This window comes from Rhodococcus sp. 06-221-2 (genome assembly GCF_002258365.1).
GTDB lineage: Bacteria > Actinomycetota > Actinomycetes > Mycobacteriales > Mycobacteriaceae > Rhodococcoides > Rhodococcoides fascians.
Map to the genome: position 1 here is coordinate 26,620 of NZ_NOYJ01000002.1, position 20,542 is coordinate 47,161.

The 20,542-nt window shown below is 64.8% G+C and carries 17 protein-coding genes; 11 read left to right on the plus strand and 6 right to left on the minus strand.

From position 1 onward, the window contains the following. The first annotated feature begins 218 nt into the window (after positions 1–218). From CH281_RS00125 to CH281_RS00135, 3 genes are all read left to right on the plus strand, one after another. Positions 219–908 carry an MBL fold metallo-hydrolase gene (locus CH281_RS00125; protein WP_032391115.1) on the plus strand — a complete coding sequence of 230 codons (690 nt, stop codon included), beginning with the start codon at positions 219–221 and terminating at the stop codon, positions 906–908. A 140-nt stretch (positions 909–1,048) separates the two neighbouring features. After that, positions 1,049–2,239, plus strand: coding sequence for a DoxX family protein (locus CH281_RS00130; protein ID WP_027497246.1), 1,191 nt, complete (start codon positions 1,049–1,051; stop codon positions 2,237–2,239). A 146-nt stretch (positions 2,240–2,385) separates the two neighbouring features. Beyond that, positions 2,386–4,707 carry a HelD family protein gene (locus CH281_RS00135; RefSeq protein ID WP_094692591.1) on the plus strand — a complete coding sequence of 774 codons (2,322 nt, stop codon included), beginning with the start codon at positions 2,386–2,388 and terminating at the stop codon, positions 4,705–4,707. 78 nt (positions 4,708–4,785) lie between these two features. Here the strand turns inward: CH281_RS00135 and CH281_RS00140 are convergent, their stop codons facing one another. Then, positions 4,786–5,238 (minus strand): universal stress protein, encoded by a 453-nt coding sequence (locus tag CH281_RS00140; protein ID WP_008715916.1) that lies wholly within the window; start codon positions 5,236–5,238, stop codon positions 4,786–4,788. Positions 5,239–5,420: 182 nt separating this feature from the next. On the opposite strand from CH281_RS00140, the gene CH281_RS00145 reads away from it, so the two are divergent. Next, the gene (locus CH281_RS00145; RefSeq protein WP_057473439.1) at positions 5,421–8,291 is read left to right on the plus strand and encodes an alpha/beta fold hydrolase; all 2,871 of its coding nucleotides are present in this window, start codon (positions 5,421–5,423) and stop codon (positions 8,289–8,291) included. Further along, complete coding sequence (locus tag CH281_RS00150) at positions 8,288–9,145, plus strand: ABC transporter permease (protein WP_032365525.1); 858 nt, start codon at positions 8,288–8,290, stop codon at positions 9,143–9,145. Before CH281_RS00145 ends, CH281_RS00150 begins: the two co-directional genes overlap by 4 nt. 6 nt (positions 9,146–9,151) lie before the next feature. On the opposite strand, the gene CH281_RS00155 is transcribed toward CH281_RS00150, so the two are convergent. Together CH281_RS00155 and uvrB are read right to left on the minus strand one after the other, a co-directional pair. Beyond that, positions 9,152–10,018, minus strand: a complete 867-nt coding sequence (locus tag CH281_RS00155) for an SCO6745 family protein (protein ID WP_057473437.1) — start codon at positions 10,016–10,018, stop codon at positions 9,152–9,154. Between the two features lie 64 nt (positions 10,019–10,082). Beyond that, positions 10,083–12,245, minus strand: coding sequence for an excinuclease ABC subunit UvrB (uvrB, locus tag CH281_RS00160; protein ID WP_027497251.1), 2,163 nt, complete (start codon positions 12,243–12,245; stop codon positions 10,083–10,085). Positions 12,246–12,323: 78 nt separating this feature from the next. Between uvrB and CH281_RS00165 the strand changes: the two genes are divergently transcribed. After that, complete coding sequence (locus tag CH281_RS00165; RefSeq protein ID WP_094621181.1) at positions 12,324–12,869, plus strand: DUF402 domain-containing protein; 546 nt, start codon at positions 12,324–12,326, stop codon at positions 12,867–12,869. 14 nt (positions 12,870–12,883) lie between these two features. Here CH281_RS00165 and coaE read toward each other — a convergent pair whose 3' ends face one another. Beyond that, positions 12,884–14,101, minus strand: a complete 1,218-nt coding sequence (gene coaE, locus CH281_RS00170; RefSeq protein ID WP_094692593.1) for a dephospho-CoA kinase — start codon at positions 14,099–14,101, stop codon at positions 12,884–12,886. Positions 14,102–14,230: 129 nt separating this feature from the next. Between coaE and CH281_RS00175 the strand changes: the two genes are divergently transcribed. After that, complete coding sequence (locus CH281_RS00175; protein WP_027497254.1) at positions 14,231–14,440, plus strand: hypothetical protein; 210 nt, start codon at positions 14,231–14,233, stop codon at positions 14,438–14,440. A gap of 148 nt (positions 14,441–14,588) precedes the next feature. Here the strand turns inward: CH281_RS00175 and rpsA are convergent, their stop codons facing one another. Then, positions 14,589–16,067 carry a 30S ribosomal protein S1 gene (rpsA, locus tag CH281_RS00180; protein WP_027497255.1) on the minus strand — a complete coding sequence of 493 codons (1,479 nt, stop codon included), beginning with the start codon at positions 16,065–16,067 and terminating at the stop codon, positions 14,589–14,591. Between the two features lie 214 nt (positions 16,068–16,281). On the opposite strand from rpsA, the gene CH281_RS00185 reads away from it, so the two are divergent. Then, a complete protein-coding gene (locus CH281_RS00185) occupies positions 16,282–17,109 on the plus strand; it encodes a class I SAM-dependent methyltransferase (RefSeq protein WP_032382851.1) in 828 nt (275 codons plus the stop codon). A 12-nt stretch (positions 17,110–17,121) separates the two neighbouring features. On the opposite strand, the gene CH281_RS00190 is transcribed toward CH281_RS00185, so the two are convergent. Further along, positions 17,122–18,219, minus strand: coding sequence for an isocitrate/isopropylmalate dehydrogenase family protein (locus CH281_RS00190; protein ID WP_094692595.1), 1,098 nt, complete (start codon positions 18,217–18,219; stop codon positions 17,122–17,124). Positions 18,220–18,228: 9 nt separating this feature from the next. Here CH281_RS00190 and CH281_RS00195 point away from each other — a divergent pair, with 9 nt between their 5' ends. The 3 genes from CH281_RS00195 to trxA all read left to right on the plus strand — a co-directional run bounded on the left by CH281_RS00195 (position 18,229) and on the right by trxA (position 20,405). Continuing rightward, complete coding sequence (locus CH281_RS00195; protein WP_027497258.1) at positions 18,229–18,735, plus strand: 2'-5' RNA ligase family protein; 507 nt, start codon at positions 18,229–18,231, stop codon at positions 18,733–18,735. Between the two features lie 210 nt (positions 18,736–18,945). Then, positions 18,946–19,944, plus strand: coding sequence for a helix-turn-helix domain-containing protein (locus tag CH281_RS00200; RefSeq protein WP_032365530.1), 999 nt, complete (start codon positions 18,946–18,948; stop codon positions 19,942–19,944). An 89-nt stretch (positions 19,945–20,033) separates the two neighbouring features. Next, positions 20,034–20,405 carry a thioredoxin gene (gene trxA, locus CH281_RS00205; protein ID WP_027497260.1) on the plus strand — a complete coding sequence of 124 codons (372 nt, stop codon included), beginning with the start codon at positions 20,034–20,036 and terminating at the stop codon, positions 20,403–20,405. Positions 20,406–20,542 lie beyond the last annotated feature (137 nt).

The following is a 20,542-nucleotide window of genomic DNA, read 5'->3' on the forward strand; positions in this document are numbered from 1 at the left end:
GCTGCTCGACGCAGCATTGTCCGACGTCGAGTCGATGATGACGCGTGGTGCCGATGCACCGATCACACGCCGTGTAGCCGAGGACTCCACGTCGAAAACCTGTCGAGGTGAGGGACGAACCTCACCTCATAGCAATGGTAGGTCCAGGTACCGACACACTTTTCCACGAGCGTGACCCCGGCGCTCCCGTCGTTGCTGCCGACGGTAGCGTCCTCGAAATGGACGAGCACCTCATGGTCATCGACGACAATTACACCGGCGTCGTTGCACAGGGTTCACCCCCGCAGCGGCGGACGATCCCCGGAGCCACGATCACCAAGATGTCGGTCGGCCCCATGGACAACAACACCTACCTGGTCGTCTGTTCCGCAACGGGCCATTCTCTGCTGATAGACGCCGCCAACGAGGCCGACCGCATCTCACTGCTTCTCGACGAGAACGCACCGACGCTGTCTCTGATCGTGACCACACATCAGCATGCCGACCACTGGCAGGCGCTGGCCGATATCGCCGGTGGCACCGACTCCCCCACCGCGGCCCACGAGCTGGACGCAGAACCGCTGCCGGTAGCTCCGGACCGTCTTCTTGCCGACCACGACACGGTGTCGGTGGGCGAGCTCACGTTCGATGTGGTGCATCTGACCGGTCACACTCCGGGCTCGATAGCACTCGCGCTGACCGACGCCGAGGGCAAGACGACGCACCTCTTCACCGGTGATTCCCTGTTCCCCGGCGGCGTCGGCAAAACCAACGGCCCCGAGGACTTCACCCACCTGCTCGACGACGTGAGCGCCAAATTGTTCGACCGTTTCGCCGACGACACCGTCGTCTACCCCGGGCACGGCAAGGACACCACCCTCGGTGACGAGCGGCCGCACCTGGCGGAATGGCGCGAACGCGGCTGGTGACGCCGCACGTGCTTGAGACCGTGAAACACGGGGTATGAAGAGTGTGACAAAAGTGCACGCACCGGTGATTTCGAACTACTTTCGGTGCGAGTCCGCACGTACAACCGCCATGACACGAGAAACTACGCAGGAGGCTGTCAATGCTGGTCCGCCGTATCGCCCGTCCGCTGATGTCTACGATTTTCATCTCCGGGGGCGTCGATGCACTTCGTAATCCCGCCGGCAGGGCGAAGGCAGCCGCTCCGTTGATCGAGCAGAGCAAGGATGCTCTGCCCAACGAGGTCACCGCGAACGTGCCGACCGATCCCGAGACGTTGGTTCGGATCAACGGCGGAATCCAGGTCGCCGGCGGCATTCTGTTGGCCACCGGCAAGGCACCGCGTATCGCATCGCTCGCTCTGGCTGGAAGCCTCGTTCCGACGACGCTGGCCGGACACGCGTTCTGGAACGAAACCGACCCGGAGACCAAGGCTGCGCAACGCATCCACTTCTTCAAGAACCTCAGCCTCCTCGGCGGACTGCTGATCGCGGCCGTCGACACCGAGGGCAAGCCCTCCGTCGCGTGGCGCAGCAAGCGGGCGGCACGCCGCGCACAGGAATCTGTGGTCTCTGCGCTGCCCGGTCACACCACTCACGACACCGGGGAACGCGTCAAGGAAATTGCCTCGATCGCAGCGAGCCGCGGTGCCGATCTGGCCGACGCCGCACAGCCGAAGCTGGCCAAGCTCGCCGACGCCGCACAGCCGAAGCTGGCCAAGTTCGCCGACATCGCCGGCGAGAAGGGCTCGGAGCTGGCAGAGGTCGCGCAGCCCGCTCTGAACCGGTGGGCTCACATCGCCGCCGACAAGGGTTCGGAGCTGGCCGAAGAAGCCCAGAAGCGTGGCTCGAAGCTGGCCGAGCTTGCTGCCGACCGCGGAAGCGATCTGGCCGAAGAAGCGCAGAAGCGTGGCTCGAAGCTCGCCGACAAGGCCGCGCACCGCAGCTCGGATTGGGCCGAGCTCGCTCAGAAGCGGGGCTCGAAGTTGGTCGACGTCGCTGCCGACCGTCGCAGTGAACTGGCCGAGGTGGCACAGAAGCGCGGAGCGAAGCTCGCCGATCTCGCTGCCGAGAAGGGATCCGTTCTGGCCGAAGAGGCTCAGAAGCGCGGTGCCACGTGGGCCGACATCGCGTCGGATCGGGTAGACACGCTCGGCAAGCGCGCTCGTAAGCGGGCCGAGAAGCAGAACAAGGAACTCGAGAAGGCAACCGAGCAGGCTCGGGCCAAGCTCGAGAAGCGAGTTGCCAAGGCGCAGAAGAACTTGGACAAGAAGCTCCAGCAGTACGCGAAGTAGGTCTACCCACGACGCTCGGCGTCGTTCGCGCGCACGGCCCTGTCCCAGAACTCGCGGTTCTGCGGCAGGGCCGTTCTGCGGCGTAGACTGCTCTGGCTGATTTCGAGGCGATATCGTCGCCTCGGCCGAACTCCCGAGGAGAACCTTTGCCGGACGACGGCCACACATCGAACGATCCCGGTGCACCCATCGAGGAAGACCTCGAACAGGCGCACCTGACGCGGTTGTACACGCAGCTCGATTCGCTGCGCGAGTATGCAGCAAACCGACTTCGCGCCGTGCTGCTCGAGACCGGCGGAACACCGCAGGCCCGAAGCGAGCGCGAATCCTTCAACCAGATGTACACCGAGGACATCGCCAAGTACGACGCAGCCGAGAACGGGCTCTGCTTCGGACGCATCGACCTCGACCCGGACACCCTCGATCCGAAAGTCGACGACCGCCCCGAGCGTTACATCGGCCGTGTCGGCATCCTCGACGACAAGAACGATTACGAGACACTACTGCTGGACTGGCGAGCCCCCATGGCCCGTCCGTTCTATCTGGCGACACCGGCAGCCCCCGAAAACGTGTTGCGCCGCAGGCATATTCGTACCCGCGGACGCAAGGTGACCGCCATCGCCGACGAATTCCTGGACCTCGAGTCCGCGCAGTCGTCGAACGATGCGGCTGTCGCGGGTGGCGTCGCCAGTGAGGGTGCGCTGCTGTCCGCGCTCGATGCGGCGCGAACCGGTCAGATGAACGACATCGTCGAAACGATCCAGAGCGAGCAGGACGCGATCATCCGCTCACAGCATCGCAGTGTGCTGGTGGTGCAGGGCGGACCGGGCACCGGCAAGACGGCCGTGGCACTGCACCGAGCAGCGTATCTGCTGTACACGTACCGTCAACAGCTCGGCAAGAGCGGTGTCCTGATCATCGGGCCCAACGCCACGTTCCTCGACTACATCGGCCAGGTGCTGCCGTCGCTGGGCGAAACCGGGGTACTGCTGTCGACGATCGGCGATCTGTACCCCGGAGTCCGTGCGCAGCGCGAGGATTCGGCTCTGGCCACCGAGGTCAAGGGCAGACTGTCGATGGTCGACGTACTGACGCAGGCAGTGCGTGATCGCCAGGAGGTGCCCGCACAGCCGCGCCGGCTGAAGTTCGACACCTACGACATCACCCTCGATCGAAAGATAGTCACGCGTGCCCGCGGCCGCGCCCGGTCCTCCCGGCGACCACACAACTTGGCTCGACCTCTGTTCGTGTCCTCGGTCATCGACCAGTTGGCCAATCAGCTGGCCGCGAAACTCGGCCAGAACGTGGTGGACGGATCGAGCTTGCTCAGCGCCGACGACATTGCGGACATGCGGGACGAGATGCGCGAGGACCACGACGTGATGGCTGCGATAGACGAGTTGTGGCCGGATCTGTCACCCCAGCAGGTTCTTCGAGACCTGTTCGCATCGCCGGAGAAGATCGCATCGGCCGCACCTGCGCTCGGCGAGTCGGAGCGCGAGTCGCTGCTGCGCCGCGGCCACGGCTTCTCGTCCGCGGATGCCCCGCTGCTCGACGAGCTCGCCGAGCTGCTCGGCGTCGACGATGCTGCCGAACGTGAGCAGGCCCAGCGTCAATGGCGTGGCCAGATCGCCGATGCCCAGGGCGCGCTGGACATCCTGACTGGGTCTGCACCACAGGACCTCGAGGACGAACTGGACCCGGAGATTCTGATGGCGTACGACCTGATCGACGCCGATCAGCTTGCGCGACGCCAGAATTCGGGTCAGCGACTCACCACCGCGGAACGCGCAGCCGGCGACCGTACCTGGACCTACGGGCACGTGATCGTGGACGAGGCACAAGAGCTGTCGGCGATGGCGTGGCGAATGGTGATGCGGCGCATCCCCAATCGGTGGATGACACTGGTGGGTGACACCGCGCAGACCGGTGATCCGGCCGGAACCTCGTCCTGGGGATCGGTGCTCGAACCGTATGTGGCTCAACGCTGGAAGCTCACCGAACTGACGGTCAACTACCGAACGCCGTCGGAGATCATGACCGTGGCGCACGACGTGCTCGCGGCGATCGATCCGGAGCAGTCCGAACCGCGATCCATTCGCAGCACCGGCGTCGAGCCGTGGGCTCAACGCGTAGCCGCAGCAGATCTGGTGACGACGGTCGAGAAGCGAGTGGCCGACCACCCTCGTCCCGGCCTGAGCGCAGTGCTCGTTCCCTCCGAACTCGTCTCCCAACTGCAGCACCTGGCGTCGGATGTGGTGACCGTGTCGACGGTCAAGGACGCGAAAGGGCTCGAGTTCGACTCGGTGCTCATCGTCGAGCCGAGCGCGATCGTTGCGGAGTCCGTCAAGGGTATGAACGACCTCTACGTGGCCCTGACCCGAGCAACCCAGCGACTCGGAGTCGTCCATGTGGATCCTCTGCCCCAGGAGCTCGGGGCCCTGCAGCCCTTCGACGCCGAGGTCTGACGAGAACAGTCCGACGAGAACAATCGGCCCGCCCCGTCATCGTCGACGGGGCGGGCCGATTGTCGTACTACGAGAAAATCAGCGGACGGTATGGACGATCAGGACGTCACAGGTCGACTTGCGGGCCGCGTCGGACGGAACCGAACCGAGCAACCGCCCGGTCAGCGAGTTCAGCCCACGGTTGCCGACGACGAGTAGATCGCCCTTGACCTCGTCCACGAGTGCCAGGAGGGACTCGACGGGCGCTCCGACGATCGGCTTCTCCTCGATGTTCTTCGCGCCGGCCTTGGTGGCGTGCTCTCGGGCGGTGCGCAGGATTTCGCGCGTCGGTGCCGAACCGGTGATCTGGTAGGCGTCCTCGCGGAGTGCGTCGGCGGCGGCAGAGGTGTCTTTCGGATCGGCCGGGTAGTAAGCACACGCGATCACCAGGGTGGCATCGGCATCTCCCGCCAGAGCCGCGGCCTTCTCCACTGCCCGCAGTGACGATTCGGAGCCATCGGTTCCGACGACGACGGTGCGGTAGGCGCTCATTCATTCCTCCATTTGTCGGTCACACACAGATGTGACACTTCTGGTCGAACTGGATTGGTGCAAGTCACAGGACCGAAAGACGTGGTCCGGGGACTGATGCGCTGACAGTAGCCGGAAGTCGACGATCGGCACGTGAACTTGGGGAACAACACGATCCGCGCCACTCACATACATTGGTTTGCATGCCGATCCCCCGCCCGCCGTTGTCGAGACGGGCCCTCGCTCTCGGTGCCGTCGCGATCTCGATCGTGATCGTGGCCGCCCTCGCATTCGCACTCCTCCCCCAGGGACGCGAAGCCGACACTGCTACGCGTGACGCGCGCATCACGCTACCGGACAGCCCCGGTTCGACGGAGACCGTCGACCTCGACACCCGGCTCTACATTCCCGAGTCCACCCCCGCTCCGGCTGTGTTGCTCGCGCACGGCTTCGGCGGCAGCAAGGACTCGGTCGACGGCGAAGCTCGTGATCTCGCCGCGCGCGGATACGTGGTTCTCGCCTACACCGCGCGCGGCTTCGGTGACAGCACGGGTTCCATCTCCATCAACGACCCCGATCGCGAGGTCGCCGATGCCCGCGGCCTGATCGACTGGCTGGCCGAACAGCCCGAAGTACAGCTCGACGCTCCTGGTGATCCCCACGTCGGCGTGGCAGGCGGGTCGTACGGCGGGGCACTGGCCCTCAGCGCAGGCGGAACAGACCCCCGCGTGGACTCGGTGGCCGCTGCCATCACCTGGAACGACCTGGGCCAGGCCCTGTTCCCCAACTTCGGCGTCACCTCGTCCGCAGGTCGAGAAGCGCTCGGAAGCATCGACTCCCCGGCCGGTGCCGAATACGGCGGACCCGGCGTCCTCAAACGTGGATGGGCCGGCGTCTTCTTCGGAGCGGGTGCCTCCAGCGCTGCGCCCGGTAGTGCCGGGGACGGTAACAGTGGTGGTAACGATGGCGGTGGCGCATCCGCATGCGGCAGATTCGCCCAGGAATTCTGCGACGCATACGCACAATCCGCAGTGACCGGCATCCCCAGCCAGCCGCTGCTCGATCTGCTGACTGCCCACTCGCCCGTTGCGGTGGCGTCGAACATCACGGCTCCGACGCTTCTCCTACAGGGCACCCAGGACACTCTGTTCGGTCTCGACCAGGCCGACGCGACGGCTCGGCAGATCGCAGCCGCAGGCGGTGACGTGACCGTTCGGTGGTTCGACGGTGGGCACGATGCCGGTGGAACGAACGGAGCGTCGGATCGAGCCGTCGCGGACTTCTTCGACCGGACTCTGCGCGGCACCCCCGATCCCGCGACCTCCGAGAGCGCGCCGTTCGTGTATTCGACGCAGCGCGCAGCCGATGAGCGAGGAGGCGAACGCAATCGTCGGATGACGGCTCCCGACTACCCAGGCCTGACCCCGAACTCCGCACCCACACAGACGAATACGGTGACCTTCACCCCCGCCTCGGACGACGGGACGATCATTCGTCCGCCCGGCGCGTCACCGTCCGCGATCTCGACGGTCCCCGGTCTGGGTTCGGTGTTGTCGACACTCGGATCGACCGGAGCCGGTGCAGCGCTGACTGCGGACCTTCCGGGCCAGTCCGCGATCTTCACCAGCGAGCCCGTCGACTCGTCACTGACCATCACCGGCGCGCCGAGAGTCGATCTCCGGGTGGCGTCCCTCGCCGGGCCCGGCCAGGCTGTGCTGTTCGCGAAACTGTACGACGTCGCCCCGAACGGCACACGGACCCTTCCCGGCGGCGCAGTGTCGGCCATCCGACTGCCCGACACCGGGAGCATCGATCCCGTCGACGTCACCGTCGCCCTCCCGGGAATCAGCTATACCGTCCAGCAAGGTCATCGTCTCGAACTGAGCGTCTCCACCACCGATCAGGCCTACGCCGTCCCGCTGGAGCCCGCACAGTTCAGCGTGACCATGGCGAACACGTCCGTCGCGTTGCCGACGGTTCCCGCGGTGGCGAGCGCGAACAGCACGGTACCCGTCGCTCCACTGATCGGAATCGGCGTGGTCGTCCTGGTCGTCGGATGTATCGTCGTGGCGACGATCGTGCGAACCAGACGCCGCACGGTGGCCGAAGTCGACGAGGCTCTGGTCGACACTCCCCTGGTGATCACCGACCTGGCCAAGACGTACTCGAACGGATTCCGTGCCGTGGACGGCGTCAGCTTCGAGGTGAAACAGGGGCAGGTACTCGGACTGCTCGGACCGAACGGTGCCGGAAAGACCACCACGTTGCGCATGCTGATGGGCCTGATCACCCCCACCGGCGGCGACATCCGGGTCTTCGGTCACAAGGTCACACCCGGTGCCCCGGTGTTGTCGCGGCTCGGCTCCTTCGTCGAGGGTTCCGGCTTCCTTCCGCATCTGACCGGCACCCAGAACCTGCGGCTGTACTGGGAGGCGACAGGGCGACCGATCGAAGACGCTCACCTCGACGAGGCACTCGAGATCGCAGACCTCGGCGCAGCGATCGAACGCAAGGTCAAGTCCTACAGCCAAGGCATGCGTCAGCGCCTCGCCATTGCACAGGCCATGCTGGGTCTACCCGATCTCATGGTGTTGGACGAACCGACCAACGGCCTCGACCCGCCACAGATCCGAACCATGCGTGACGTGCTGATCAACTACGCGAAGACGGGACGCACCGTGTTGGTCTCGAGCCACCTCCTCGCCGAAGTGGAACAGACGTGCACGCACGTCGTGGTCATGAACCGTGGCTCCGTGATCAGCTCGGGCACCGTCCGCGAGCTGACAGCGGCCGGAGGGCAGACCGAGATCAGGGTCGACGACGCCGGCCGCGCCCAGTCGGTACTCGACGCCGCCGGCCATGACGGCGCGGTGATCGTCGACGACGGCACGGTGACCGTCGACCTGACCGACGCCGATTCCGCCGTTGTCATCAGAGAACTCGTCACGGCGGGGGTGTCGGTCCGCGGCTTCTCCCAGTCCACCCGACTCGAGGACGTGTTCCTCGACCTCGTTCATCGAGATACCCCAGGCACAGTCGTTCACGAGACCGACTCCAGCGAGGATCGCTCATGAGTACAACGCACGCAGACGGCCGCGCAGCGGGCTACAGCGGCGGCCGCACCCTGCCGTTTCGTACCGAACTGCGTCGACAGCTGGGCCGGCGACGCACTCAGCTCGCCATCGGTTTCCTTGCCCTGCTACCGGTGATCCTTGTCGTCGCCTTCACCGTGGGCAGCTCCAGCGCCGACTCCGACGCCGGCGGGCTCATCGAGCTCGGCACGCGAGGCGGCATGAACTTCACCGTCTTCGCACTGTTCATGTCCGTCGGATTTCTGCTCATCGTCGTGGTGGCGCTGTTCTTCGGCGACTCCGTTGCGAGCGAGGCATCGTGGTCGAGCCTGCGCTACCTGCTCGCCATCCCGGTTCCTCGAAGCCGACTGTTGACCCAGAAGGCACTCGTTTCGGCCACGTTGTCCAGCGCCGCCATTCTGGTGCTGGTCGGAGTGTCCCTGCTGATCGGGACGGTGATGTACGGCGCCGAATCATTGGTCACGCCGCTGGGTGAGGGACTGTCGTACGGCACTTCCCTGGTGCGACTACTGATTGCGGTCGCCTACATCGGCGTCAATCTGCTGTGGGTGGCAGGTCTGGCGATGTTGCTGTCGGTGCTCACCGACGCCCCTCTCGGGGCCGTCGGCGGCGCGGTGATGACGTCGATTCTGATGCAGATCCTCGATCAGATCACGGCATTGGGGTCGCTGCGCAACTATCTGCCCGGGCACTACGCGAACTCGTGGATCGACGCCTTCGGCACGAACATCGACTGGAACGACATGGTGGTCGGATCGTTCTCGGCCATCACCTACGCGGCGGTCTTCGGGCTGATCGCGTGGAGACGATTCGCCACCAAGGACATCACCAGCTGAGGCGGCCTACTTCTTTTTGATCGCTGGCCCGAAGACGCCCTCGGGAATGGTGCCCTGGCCGACGATCGACTCACGCCACGGCGTCGCGAGCGAAACCAGCCGAGCTGCACCGTCCTCGCCGAGGGCGGCCCACGGCGCGACGGCGAGGTCGTTGGTGATGTCCTCGACCAACGTGCGGAGATCTTTGCCGTCCTGAGTCAAAGCGCCGTCGGCCGTCACCAATTCACGATCGGCCAAGGACGCCACGGCTTCGTTCCACTGCTCGGTCGACCATCCACGACGCTTGCGCGCGAATTCCTTCTCGAAGCCGTACCCGGTGGCGGTGTGGGTGATCAGCGCGTCCAGGCCGTTCAACCCCGCCGTCTGCAGCGCGGCAATGTGGCCGTCGCCGCGGTATTCGCGGATCAGGGTGAGAGCGTGCCACAACACGAGGTGCGGCGCTTGCGGCCAGTCGAGTTCGGCGTAGGCGGCGTACAGCGGCCGACCGTCGTCTCCTGGGATTCCACGCGCAGCGATCGATGCGAGGTCGGCAGCTTCGGCCATATCCGGGGACGCCAACGTCTCGGAGCCCAACAGACGCTCGAATGCGGTGTCGAGTGTGGCGTAACGGATTGCCATGATCTCGTCGGGAGAGGCGATGGCCCAGGCTGCCGGAACCAGCGGGCTGATCAGATCGCGGTTGAAGTTGTAGAACGTGGCTGTCACGACACCTGCACCGACCGGCCCGAGAGGTGCTGCACGACCGGCAAAATAGCAGGCCCGTGGCGGTAACCCAGCAGCAACGAGAGCGTCCTGCGTCTCCGGCAGGAAGTAGGTCATCGAGTGGATCAGTTCGAGTGCACGAGAGGTGCGGCCGGCGGTGGTTGCGTCCATCACTGAACCGTAACCGAACCATTTCGGATCGTTCCGCAGGCTCGACTCGCACCACCCGCCCGACCTACTTGAGGCCGGCCGCGTCCATGCCCCGGAGCTCCTTCTTCAGGTCCTGGATCTCGTCGCGCAGTCGACCGGCCAGCTCGAACTTCAACTCGCGGGCAGCGTTCATCATCTGATCGGTCATGTTCTTGATCAGGTCCGCCAACTCGGCGCGCGGCATCGACGAGACATCCTGCCCCTCGTACACGCCGGAGCTGACCGACCTGCCTGCTTCGCCCTGCGCTCGCCGACCACGGCTGGCGTTCCGACCCGAGCCACCCACTTCGACGGCCGTGTCGGTGTCCTCTGCTTCCTGATACACCTGATCGAGAATGTCGGCGATCTTCTTGCGCAGCGGTTGCGGATCGACTCCCCGCTCCTTGTTGTAGGCGATCTGCTTCTCGCGCCGACGTTCGGTCTCTTCGATCGCGTACGTCATGGAGTCGGTCATCTTGTCGGCGTACATGTGCACTTCACCGGAGACGTTTCGAGCGGCGCGGCCGATCGTCTGAATGAGGCTGGTGCCGCTGCGGAGGAATCCCTCCTTGTCCGCGTCGAGAATGGCGACCAATGACACCTCGGGAAGGTCGAGCCCCTCCCGGAGGAGGTTGATGCCGACCAGGACGTCGTACTCACCCAGCCGAAGCTGCCGCAGCAGCTCGACTCGGCGCAACGTATCGATGTCGGAGTGCAGGTACCGGACGCGGATGCCCAGCTCGAGCAGATAGTCGGTCAGGTCCTCCGACATCTTCTTGGTCAATGTGGTGACGAGAACTCGTTCGTCCTTCTCGGCACGCTCGCGAATTTGGTGCACGAGGTCGTCGATCTGCCCCTTGGTCGGTTTGATGACGACCTTCGGATCGACGAGGCCGGTAGGACGAATGACCTGCTCGACGAATTCGCCGCCGGTCTGCCCCAGTTCGTACTTGCCGGGAGTAGCGGACAGGTAGACGGTCTGGCCGATCCTCTGTGTGAACTCTTCCCACGTCAGCGGCCGGTTGTCCGTCGCAGACGGCAACCGGAACCCGAAATCGACCAGGTTCCGCTTGCGCGACATGTCGCCCTCGTACATCGCGCCGATCTGCGGGACGGTGACGTGGGATTCGTCGATGACGAGTAGGAAGTCCTCGGGGAAGTAGTCGATCAATGTCGCGGGTGCGGTGCCGGCCCCGCGACCGTCTATGTGCCGCGAGTAGTTCTCGATGCCGGAGCAGAAGCCGACCTGCTTGATCATTTCCAGGTCGTATTGCGTGCGCATCCGAAGCCGCTGCGCCTCGAGCAGCTTTCCCTTGCCTTCGAGCTCCGCCAGGCGCGCCTCGAGCTCGGCCTCGATGTCCTTGACCGCCCGTTCCATGCGCTCCGGTCCGGCGACGTAATGGGTGGCCGGGAAGATGCGTACCGAATCGACTTGGCGAACGATGTCGCCCGTCAGCGGATGCAGGTAGTACAGCGCCTCGATCTCGTCACCGAAGAACTCGATGCGAATAGCGAGCTCCTCGTACGACGGAATGATCTCCACGGTATCGCCGCGGACTCGGAACGATCCGCGGGTGAACGCCATGTCGTTGCGCGTGTACTGCACGTCGACCAGAAGCCGGAGCAGCGCATCGCGCTGGACCTCGACGTTGACCTCGAGCTCGATCGACCGATCGACGTACGACTGCGGGGTACCGAGACCGTAGATGCACGACACCGACGCCACCACGACCACGTCTCGGCGAGAGAGCAGGGATGCCGTCGCTGAGTGCCGCAGACGCTCGACGTCGTCGTTGATGGACGAGTCCTTTTCGATGTAAGTATCGGTCTGCGCGATGTACGCCTCGGGCTGGTAGTAGTCGTAGTACGACACGAAGTACTCGACTGCGTTGTTGGGCAACATGTCTCGCAGCTCGTTCGCCAACTGCGCTGCGAGCGTCTTGTTCGGTGCCATCACCAGGGTGGGGCGCTGCAGTTTCTCGATCAGCCAGGCGGTGGTGGCCGACTTACCGGTACCGGTGGCACCGAGAAGCACGACGTCCTTCTCGTCCGCCTTGATCCGACGTTCGAGTTCGGCGATGGCGGTCGGCTGGTCACCGGCCGGAACGTGTTCGCTGACGACCTCGAACGCCGGTCCGGTGCGCTCGATCGCTCCCACCGGACGGTGTTCGGAGTGCGCGACAACGGGATGTTCGGATGCAAACGCCATTACACAAGCGTAGACGCGACCACCGACAAGTTCCGTCGGAGAGACCTCGGAGGTCTGTTCCCGGTAGCTTCTACAGGCATGGTCGCTCACACGTCAGCCGGTGCGCACACCGTCGTTCATGCCCCGAAACACGAAACGTTCGACCTGGTCGCGAAGACCAACGTCGACCCCAAGGGGTTCGTTCGCGTGGTCGACGAATACCGGGTCGAGCCGTGGGGGCTGTACATGGCCCGGCCTTCCGACCATGCCCACTTCGACTACCTGGAGTCCTGGCTACTGCCTGCTCTCGGGCTCCGGGCCTCGGTGTTCCATTACCTGCCCGCGCACGCAAGAGACCAGGACTACTACGTCGACATCGGCGAGTACACGGCCGGGGCCAGCCGATGGACCTCGGTCGATCACTATCTCGACCTCAGTGTTCGCACCGGCCGCGACTACGACCTGCTGGACGTCGACGAGCTGTTCGACGCGCGCGTGGCGCAGCATCTGGACACCCCGACGGCCGAGCGGGCGCTGTCCCGATCGATCGCGGCCATCGAAGGACTGACGCGGCACGATTACGACCTGAACGCCTGGCTCGCGTCGATCGGAATGCCGACGGAATGGAACGGCAAACCGGCCTGACGCGCAGTTCTGCCTCAGGCAGTCCAGTTCGTCTCCTCCGCCCACTGCCACGCCCGCCGATACGCCACGTCGAACCACGGTGCCTTCGCGTCTACGTAGGCATCGATCGCCGGTTGATATTCGGCGATTCCGGCGGCGGCTTCTGACGCACGCCGCTTGATAGCGGCGTATTCCGTCGCGACAGCCGCGTCCGCCCGGAGCCAGTCGCGGAACAACAACGCGAACGTCTGGTTCGGCCAACCGTCGACTCGAACATGGACGTTGGCCGGTCGCCCGGGGTCTGCGTTGCCGTGAAAACGCTTGCCCCACACGGCCGGATCGGCCTCACCACCCTCTCCGTACGCGGGCTTCGGATCGTCGAAGTCACTGGACTCGACGCCGGGGAACCCGGCGACGCGCAACTGTTCGCCGACCGAATCTGCGTCGGCCAGCGAGCGGACCGTGATCTGGATGTCGAGCACGTCCTTGGCGTCGAGTCCGGGTACCGCCGTCGATCCGACGTGGTCGATCCGCACAGCCTTGTCCCCACACGCGAGAGCAAGGCGCGCGATCATTCGCCGCGCCTGGGATTCCCAGGCCGGGTCTGCAGTCACGAGTTCCGGATGCGTCCGGGCGACAATGCCCTCTCTGAGGTTGCGCTCGAAGGGAATCACGCGCTCGTTCCACAAGTTTCGTACCTGATCGTCGACGCTACCGGGCGCACCCGTGTTGTCTATCCACACATCTGCCGCAGCTCGGCGCGCATCGTCGGTCGCCTGCGCGGCGATGCGCGCGCGGGCATCGGCCTCGGGCATGTTTCGTTGGCCGGTCAGCCGACGTACTCGTTCCTCGGCGTCGACCCAGACGACGACGACCAGATGGAAGAACGGAGCCATCGAGCCTTCGACGAGAAGTGGAATATCTTGCACCACCACGGCATCCGCAGCCGCACCCTCGATGATCTCGGTAGTGCGCTGTCCGACCAATGGATGCACGATGGCATTAAGCTTCTTTCGCGACTCCTCGTCGCCGAAAGCCTTGGCGGCCAAGGCCGGCCGATCGAGTGACCCGTCGGGTGCCAGTATCTCGGTACCGAAGGTGTCCGTCAGTTGTTGCAGCCCAGGCGTTCCCGGCTCCACCACTTCGCGGGCAAGTACGTCCGAGTCGACGAGCACTCCCCCGAGTTCGGTCAGCACTTTCGCCACGGTCGATTTGCCGGCACCAATTCCGCCGGTCAGTCCCAGTCTCAGCATGCGTCCAGTCTGACACTCGAACACGCCGAAGCCCACCAGCCCCAAATGCACCGGTTTTGCGAGCCTGTCGGTTATCTTCGACGAGCGCGACCTCGATGTGCCGACCCACCGCCAGCGAAAAGGACACCCATGCAAAGCAATCAGATCCAACCGGGTCGGCACCGCCTCGGCATGGATGCAGGCGTTCACTGCATTCTCATTCCAGAAGTAGCCTCGGCGCTGGCCGACCACCGGCGTAACTGGTTCACCAACCTCCTGACCCCTGCCCGCCACAGCTTTGCCACGATGCGTAAGCGCACGGCGAGCGTCGGCCAGTGGAGTCCAGCCACCGCCGCGTAGTTCGCACTCCCCCTCAACCTTGGACCCGGTTCACCAGAACCGGGTCCATTGTCGTTCCCGTTGCACTTGCGTATTCGAACGAGAAAGCCCCGGTTCTCACAGGGAGAACCGGGGCCGAGGTCACACCCTCACGGGTGGACTACTTCTATCAGGCGTTGCCCGACAGCTTCTCGCGAAGTGCAGCGAGCTGCGCATCGCTGGCCAGCGATCCACCGGTCGAGGCGGGAGCCGACGCTGCGGGAGCATCGCCTTCTGCATCGGCGGGAGCCTGACCCGACTCGGAGGAGTAGTTGGTGTTGGCGGCTTCGGCAGCTTCGTCCTTGGCCGTCTTCTCCATCTGAGCGGTGTGCATCTTGTGGCGACGCTCGGCCTCGGCGTAGCGACCTTCCCACTCTTCACGCTGCTTCTCGTAACCTTCGAGCCATTCGTTGGTCTCGGAGTCGAAGCCCTCGGGGAAGATGTAGTTGCCACCCTCGTCGTACGAGTCGGCCATGCCGTACTTGGACGGATCGAACTCTTCTGCGTAGTCCTCGTTGGCCTGCTTGAGGCTCAACGAAATCCGGCGACGCTCGAGATCGATGTCGATGACCTTGACGAGTGCGTCGTCGCCGACACCCACGACCTGGTCCGGAACCTCCACGTGGCGCTCGGCCAACTCGGAGATGTGCACGAGGCCCTCGATGCCCTCTTCGACGCGCACGAACGCACCGAACGGAACGAGCTTGGTGACCTTGCCGGGCACGATCTGGCCGATCGCGTGGGTGCGAGCGAACTGGCGCCACGGATCTTCCTGCGTTGCCTTGAGCGACAGCGACACACGCTCGCGGTCCAGGTCGACGTCGAGAACCTCGACGGTGACCTCGGTGCCGACCTCGACAACCTCGGACGGGTGATCGATGTGCTTCCAGGACAGCTCGGAGACGTGCACCAGGCCGTCGACGCCACCCAGGTCCACGAAGGCACCGAAGTTGACGATGGAGGACACGACGCCCTTGCGGACCTGGCCCTTCTGCAGCTGGTGCAGGAACTCGCTGCGGACCTCGGACTGGGTCTGCTCGAGCCATGCGCGACGCGACAGGACCACGTTGTTGCGGTTCTTGTCGAGCTCGATGATCTTGGCCTCGATCTCCTTGCCGACGTACGGCTGGAGGTCGCGGACGCGACGCATCTCGACGAGCGAGGCGGGGAGGAAGCCACGGAGACCGATGTCGAGGATGAGTCCACCCTTGACGACCTCGATGACGGTGCCCTTGACGGCCTCGTCCTTCTCCTTGAGCTCCTCGATCGTGCCCCAAGCGCGCTCGTACTGAGCTCGCTTCTTGGACAGGATCAGACGGCCTTCCTTGTCCTCCTTGGTGAGGACGAGTGCTTCGATCTCATCTCCCACGGAGACGACCTCGTTGGGGTCGACATCGTGCTTGATGGAGAGCTCGCGGGAAGGGATGACGCCTTCGGTCTTGTAACCGATGTCGAGTAGAACCTCGTCACGATCGACCTTGACGATGGTGCCCTCGACGATGTCACCATCGTTGAAGTACTTGATCGTGGCGTCGATGGCGGCGAGAAAATCCTCTGCGGAGCCGATATCGTTGACGGCTACCTGCGGTGAGGTTGTGGTTGAGGGCATGTGTTGAGTTGCTCCGGACGGGTTGGGTATCGGTTGATGGATGTTCGGTCGGACTTGTGAAACGTGTGCAGCACGAGCATCTTCCGCGGATCCGTTTCCGGCTCCGCACGCGTCGACGCCGGGCGAACCCGACCTGGGCGCAGCATGAACACACTCGCGTTGATCAGGGTACGCGATGCCGCAGTACCAGCACAAACCCGGTTAGAGTCGGCGTGTGACCGATCCTTCCGCACCGTCGTCCACCCCCGGCCGCGGCCGAATCGATTCGGTCGCGAGTGACCGCGCGAGTCGAACCTGGTGGGATTCGGATGCCGACAATTATCACCGTACGCACGGCGCGTTTCTGGGCGCGTCGACCGAATCCGGAGAGTTCGTCTGGTGCCCGGAGGGACTGCACGAGGGCGACGTGCATCTGCTGGGTGACGTCGCGGGCAAGGACATTCTCGAGGTGGGCTGCGGCAGCGCACCCTGCGCCCGCTGGCTCGGGACTCAGGGGGCGCGCGCCATCGGCCTCGACATCTCGATGGGCATGTTGCAGCGCGGCGTCGACGCGATGACCGCGGGCGGGTCGACGGTTCCGCTGGTGCAGGCCAGTGCCGAGTCCCTACCGTTCGCCGACGAGCGGTTCGACATCGTGTGCTCGGCCTTCGGTGCGGTTCCGTTCGTCGCGGACTCCGCCAACGTGATGAAGGAAGTGGCGCGGGTACTGCGGCCGGGCGGCATCTGGGTGTTCGCGGTCAACCATCCGATGCGCTGGGTGTTCCCCGACGATCCCGGGGTGGGCGGCCTGACCGCGACGATTCCGTACTTCGATCGAACCCCGTACGTCGAGTACGACGCCGACGGGACCCCCAACTACGTCGAGCATCACCGCACGATCGGTGATCGCGTGCGCGAGCTGGTCGCCGCAGGTCTCGAGGTTCGCGACATCGTCGAACCGGATTGGCCGGAGTGGCTCGACCGCGAGTGGGGTCAGTGGAGCCCACTGCGCGGCCAGCTGTTTCCCGGCACCGCGATCTTCAGTAGTCGAAAACCGCGGTGAGTCCGTAGTCGATCAGCGCCGGTGCACCCTGGCTTCGACGGTCTCGGTGAAGGTGCTGGTCGACGCCTGACCGCCGAGGTCTGCTGTCGCGACCCCGGATTCGACGGTGTCGTCTACGGCGTGCCGAATCCGGCCGGCTGCGGCGGCGAGCCGTACGTCCCCGTGCCGATCGTCGAGCCACTCGAGCAGCATCGCGGCCGACAGGAACAGTGCCGTCGGGTTGGCGCGATTCCTGCCTGCGATATCCGGGGCGGATCCATGGGAGGCCTGCGCCATGGCCTGGGTACGCGAAGAGTTGATCGACGGTGCCGTGCCGAGTGACCCGGACAGCTCTCCGGTCAGGTCGGAGAGGATGTCCCCGAACATGTTCTCGGCCACGATGACGTCGTAGTCCTCACCGCGTCGAACCAGATGCGCCGCGAGGGCGTCCACGTGCTCTTCGGTGACGTCTACCTGCGAAAACTCCTCGCCGACGGACCGGCAGGCATCGCGAAACAACCCCGTCGTCAACGACAGCACGTTGGTCTTGTGCACGATCGTCACTTTCTTCCGCCGCCGGTCTGCGAGCGAGAAGGCCTCACGAGCGATGCGTTCGCACGCCGAACGGGTGAACACTCCCACCGCGAGCGCTACATCGGGCGTGGGCATGAACTCGCCACTGCCGACGAACATGTTGCGGTCGGCGTAGAAGCCCTCGGTGTTCTCCCGCACCACCACCAGGTCCATCTGCGGCGACATCGCGCGCACTCCAGGAAGTGCCTTGGCCGGACGGATGTTGGCGAACAGATCGAAATGCTTGCGAATTCGTCCGCCAGGAGTCAGCTGAGATCGGAACGGCTCAGGGTACGACGCGCTGTCGTGAGGCCCGAGAATCCACGCCTCGAGCCTGCCGAGCTCGTTCAACGTGTGCTCGGGCATCGGCGTTCCGTGCTCGTCGAGAGCACCCAACCCCAGCGGCAAGTGCTGCCAGTCGACGACGGGACCGTGCACAGCGGCCAGAGCTGCGTCCACCACCCGGATCGTCGCAGGGACGATCTCGTGACCGATACCGTCGCCGGTCATGGCCCCAATTCGTAAAGTCGGTGCATCTCGTCCGTCCGTCTGCGCCATCATGACTACATGGTGCAGTCCGCCGAACTCCTCCTCGACTCGGGGCTCGATACTGCGGTTCGCCGCGAGTGGGCGGCACTCTCCGATGCCGGCCTGCCGAGCCAGAACCGTCATCGGGGCGAGTCGAATCGCCCGCACATCACCGTCTCGGTGGCGTCGTCCATGCCCGCGTCCGTCGATTCCGGTACGGCCGTGCGTTTCGACCCGTTCGATGTTCGTCTCGGCGGCCTCGTCGTATTCGGTGGCCGGACCGCCACCCTGGCCCGTTTGGTCGTGCCGAGCGTCGAACTGCTCGACCTGCATGCTCGGATGCATGCCGCCGTAGGCCCGGGCTCGTTCGACAACGTCGCCATCGGGCATTGGACGCCGCACGTGACGCTGGCCCGGCGGTTGACACCCGACGAAGCCGGTGCCGCGACGCGCCTGCTGTGCCCGCACCTGGACGACCTGATCGGCTCTGCCGTTGCCTTGCGTCGGTGGGACGGCGACAACAAGTGCGAATGGCGCATCGGCTGACCGCCGGGCCTGTCAGAACCGGAAGTCTCCGAACTGGGTCACCTCCGCGTGTGTATCCGGCGTGCGGCCGACAGCGACCCACGCATCGAGGGCGAGAAACATCAACACAACCACCAGTACAATTGTCATGCCACCAGCGTCCTACCTGCGCCGACCCAACACGAGTGGCAGTAACGACATGTATCGTCGATTTTCTGCCATACTGCTGTCATGCTAAAGAAGGTGGTCGCAGTACTGCTGCCGTTGACCGAGCAGTTCGAGCTCGGCGTGGCCTGCGAGGTGTTCGGATTCGACCGCTCCGACGAGGGACTGCCCACCTACGACTTCTCGTTGATCGCCGGGGTCCCCGACACGATTCGCACCCGGGTGGGTTACACGATCGATGTGCCCCACGATCTCGACCGGCTCGACAGCGCCGATCTGATCATCGTTCCGGCCGGCGGCACCGAATCGGCCGACGACGGAAGCTACGTGTGCGGCAGTAAGTACAGCCCCTCGATCGAGCCACTACTCGACAAACTCCGTGCGGCGGTGGACCGAGGCGCGCTGGTCGCCAGCCTGTGCAACGGCGCGTTCGTACTCGGCGCGGCGGGCCTGCTCGACGGCAGGCGGTGTACGACCCATTGGCGACACTCGGCCTCCCTGGCCGCGAAATACCCGTTGGCCCAGGTCGATCCGAACGTTCTCTACGTGGACGACGGGAATGTACTGACCAGTGCGGGCACGGCGGCCGGTATCGACCTGTGCCTGCACATCGTCCGCAAATACCAAGGCAGTGTCGTGGCCAACGGAATCGCGCGCAGAATGGTCGTTCCGCCACACCGTGACGGCGGCCAGGCGCAGTTCGTCACCAGTCCACTACCGGCGATTCGAACCGAAACGTTGGCACCGTTGCTCGATTGGATGACCGAGAACCTCGATTCGGAACTCACGATCGGCCGACTGGCGGCGCGGGTGAACATGTCGGCTCGCACATTCGCCCGGAAGTTCGCCGCCGAGACCGGCACGACGCCCGCGCGGTGGCTCAACGACCAACGCGTACTGGCTGCGCAGCAGCTCCTCGAAAACTCCGACCTGCCCATGGATTCGATAGCCGAAGTCGTTGGTTTCGGCAATGCCGCAGCCCTGCGCCAGCATTTCGTCAGACTTCGCTGCACGACGCCCAACTCGTACCGCCGAACATTCCGGGCCGCGCCGCAACCCGTGTGACGGACCACGGAGAGGAGTGGGTCCGGGAAGATTCCGGAGAACCTCTGCGTTGAGACGAACAAGAAGCGCAATCAATCGAAAGGGTACGCGTGGCCACTCAGACTTTGACTCAGCAGAATTTCGACGAGATCGTCACCAGCAACGACGTGGTATTGGTCGACTTCTGGGCCTCTTGGTGCGGTCCGTGCCGCCAGTTCGCGCCGACGTTCGAGAAGTCTTCCGACGCGCACCCGGACATCGTGCACGCCAAGGTCGACACCGAAGCCGAACAGGGCTTGGCCGCTGCCGCGCAGATCCAGTCGATCCCGACGATCATGGCCTTCCGCGAGGGCATCCTGGTCTACGCCCAGCCCGGCGCATTGCCCGCTCCGGCGCTCGAAGACCTCGTCGGCCAGATCAAGGCACTCGACATGGACGTCGTCCGTCAGCAGATCGCCGAGCAGGCACCCGCAGCGGAGTAGTTCCCTCACAGCACAAAACGAAGGGCCGCTCACCGAATGGCGGATTCTAGGGGTCCTCGCAACACCTGATGGTCAGATGCCTGTCAGTAGATCACGTAAACGCTCGGCTGGAGTTTTCCAGCCGAGCGTTTTGCGTG

What these genes read in the sequence shown, in the direction of transcription:
- CH281_RS00200 (WP_032365530.1), top strand. Translation starts at nt 18,946, where the DNA reads ATGCTAAAGAAGGTGGTCGCAGTACTGCTGCCGTTGACCGAGCAGTTC.
- CH281_RS00175 (WP_027497254.1), top strand. Translation starts at nt 14,231, where the DNA reads ATGCAAAGCAATCAGATCCAACCGGGTCGGCACCGCCTCGGCATGGAT.
- CH281_RS00165 (WP_094621181.1), top strand. Translation starts at nt 12,324, where the DNA reads ATGGTCGCTCACACGTCAGCCGGTGCGCACACCGTCGTTCATGCCCCG.
- CH281_RS00150 (WP_032365525.1), top strand. Translation starts at nt 8,288, where the DNA reads ATGAGTACAACGCACGCAGACGGCCGCGCAGCGGGCTACAGCGGCGGC.
- CH281_RS00155 (WP_057473437.1), bottom strand. Translation starts at nt 10,018, where the DNA reads ATGGACGCAACCACCGCCGGCCGCACCTCTCGTGCACTCGAACTGATC.
- CH281_RS00140 (WP_008715916.1), bottom strand. Translation starts at nt 5,238, where the DNA reads ATGAGCGCCTACCGCACCGTCGTCGTCGGAACCGATGGCTCCGAATCG.
- CH281_RS00195 (WP_027497258.1), top strand. Translation starts at nt 18,229, where the DNA reads ATGGTGCAGTCCGCCGAACTCCTCCTCGACTCGGGGCTCGATACTGCG.
- CH281_RS00125 (WP_032391115.1), top strand. Translation starts at nt 219, where the DNA reads ATGGACGAGCACCTCATGGTCATCGACGACAATTACACCGGCGTCGTT.
- uvrB (WP_027497251.1), bottom strand. Translation starts at nt 12,245, where the DNA reads ATGGCGTTTGCATCCGAACATCCCGTTGTCGCGCACTCCGAACACCGT.
- CH281_RS00145 (WP_057473439.1), top strand. Translation starts at nt 5,421, where the DNA reads ATGCCGATCCCCCGCCCGCCGTTGTCGAGACGGGCCCTCGCTCTCGGT.
- CH281_RS00130 (WP_027497246.1), top strand. Translation starts at nt 1,049, where the DNA reads ATGCTGGTCCGCCGTATCGCCCGTCCGCTGATGTCTACGATTTTCATC.
- CH281_RS00190 (WP_094692595.1), bottom strand. Translation starts at nt 18,219, where the DNA reads ATGGCGCAGACGGACGGACGAGATGCACCGACTTTACGAATTGGGGCC.
- rpsA (WP_027497255.1), bottom strand. Translation starts at nt 16,067, where the DNA reads ATGCCCTCAACCACAACCTCACCGCAGGTAGCCGTCAACGATATCGGC.
- coaE (WP_094692593.1), bottom strand. Translation starts at nt 14,101, where the DNA reads ATGCTGAGACTGGGACTGACCGGCGGAATTGGTGCCGGCAAATCGACC.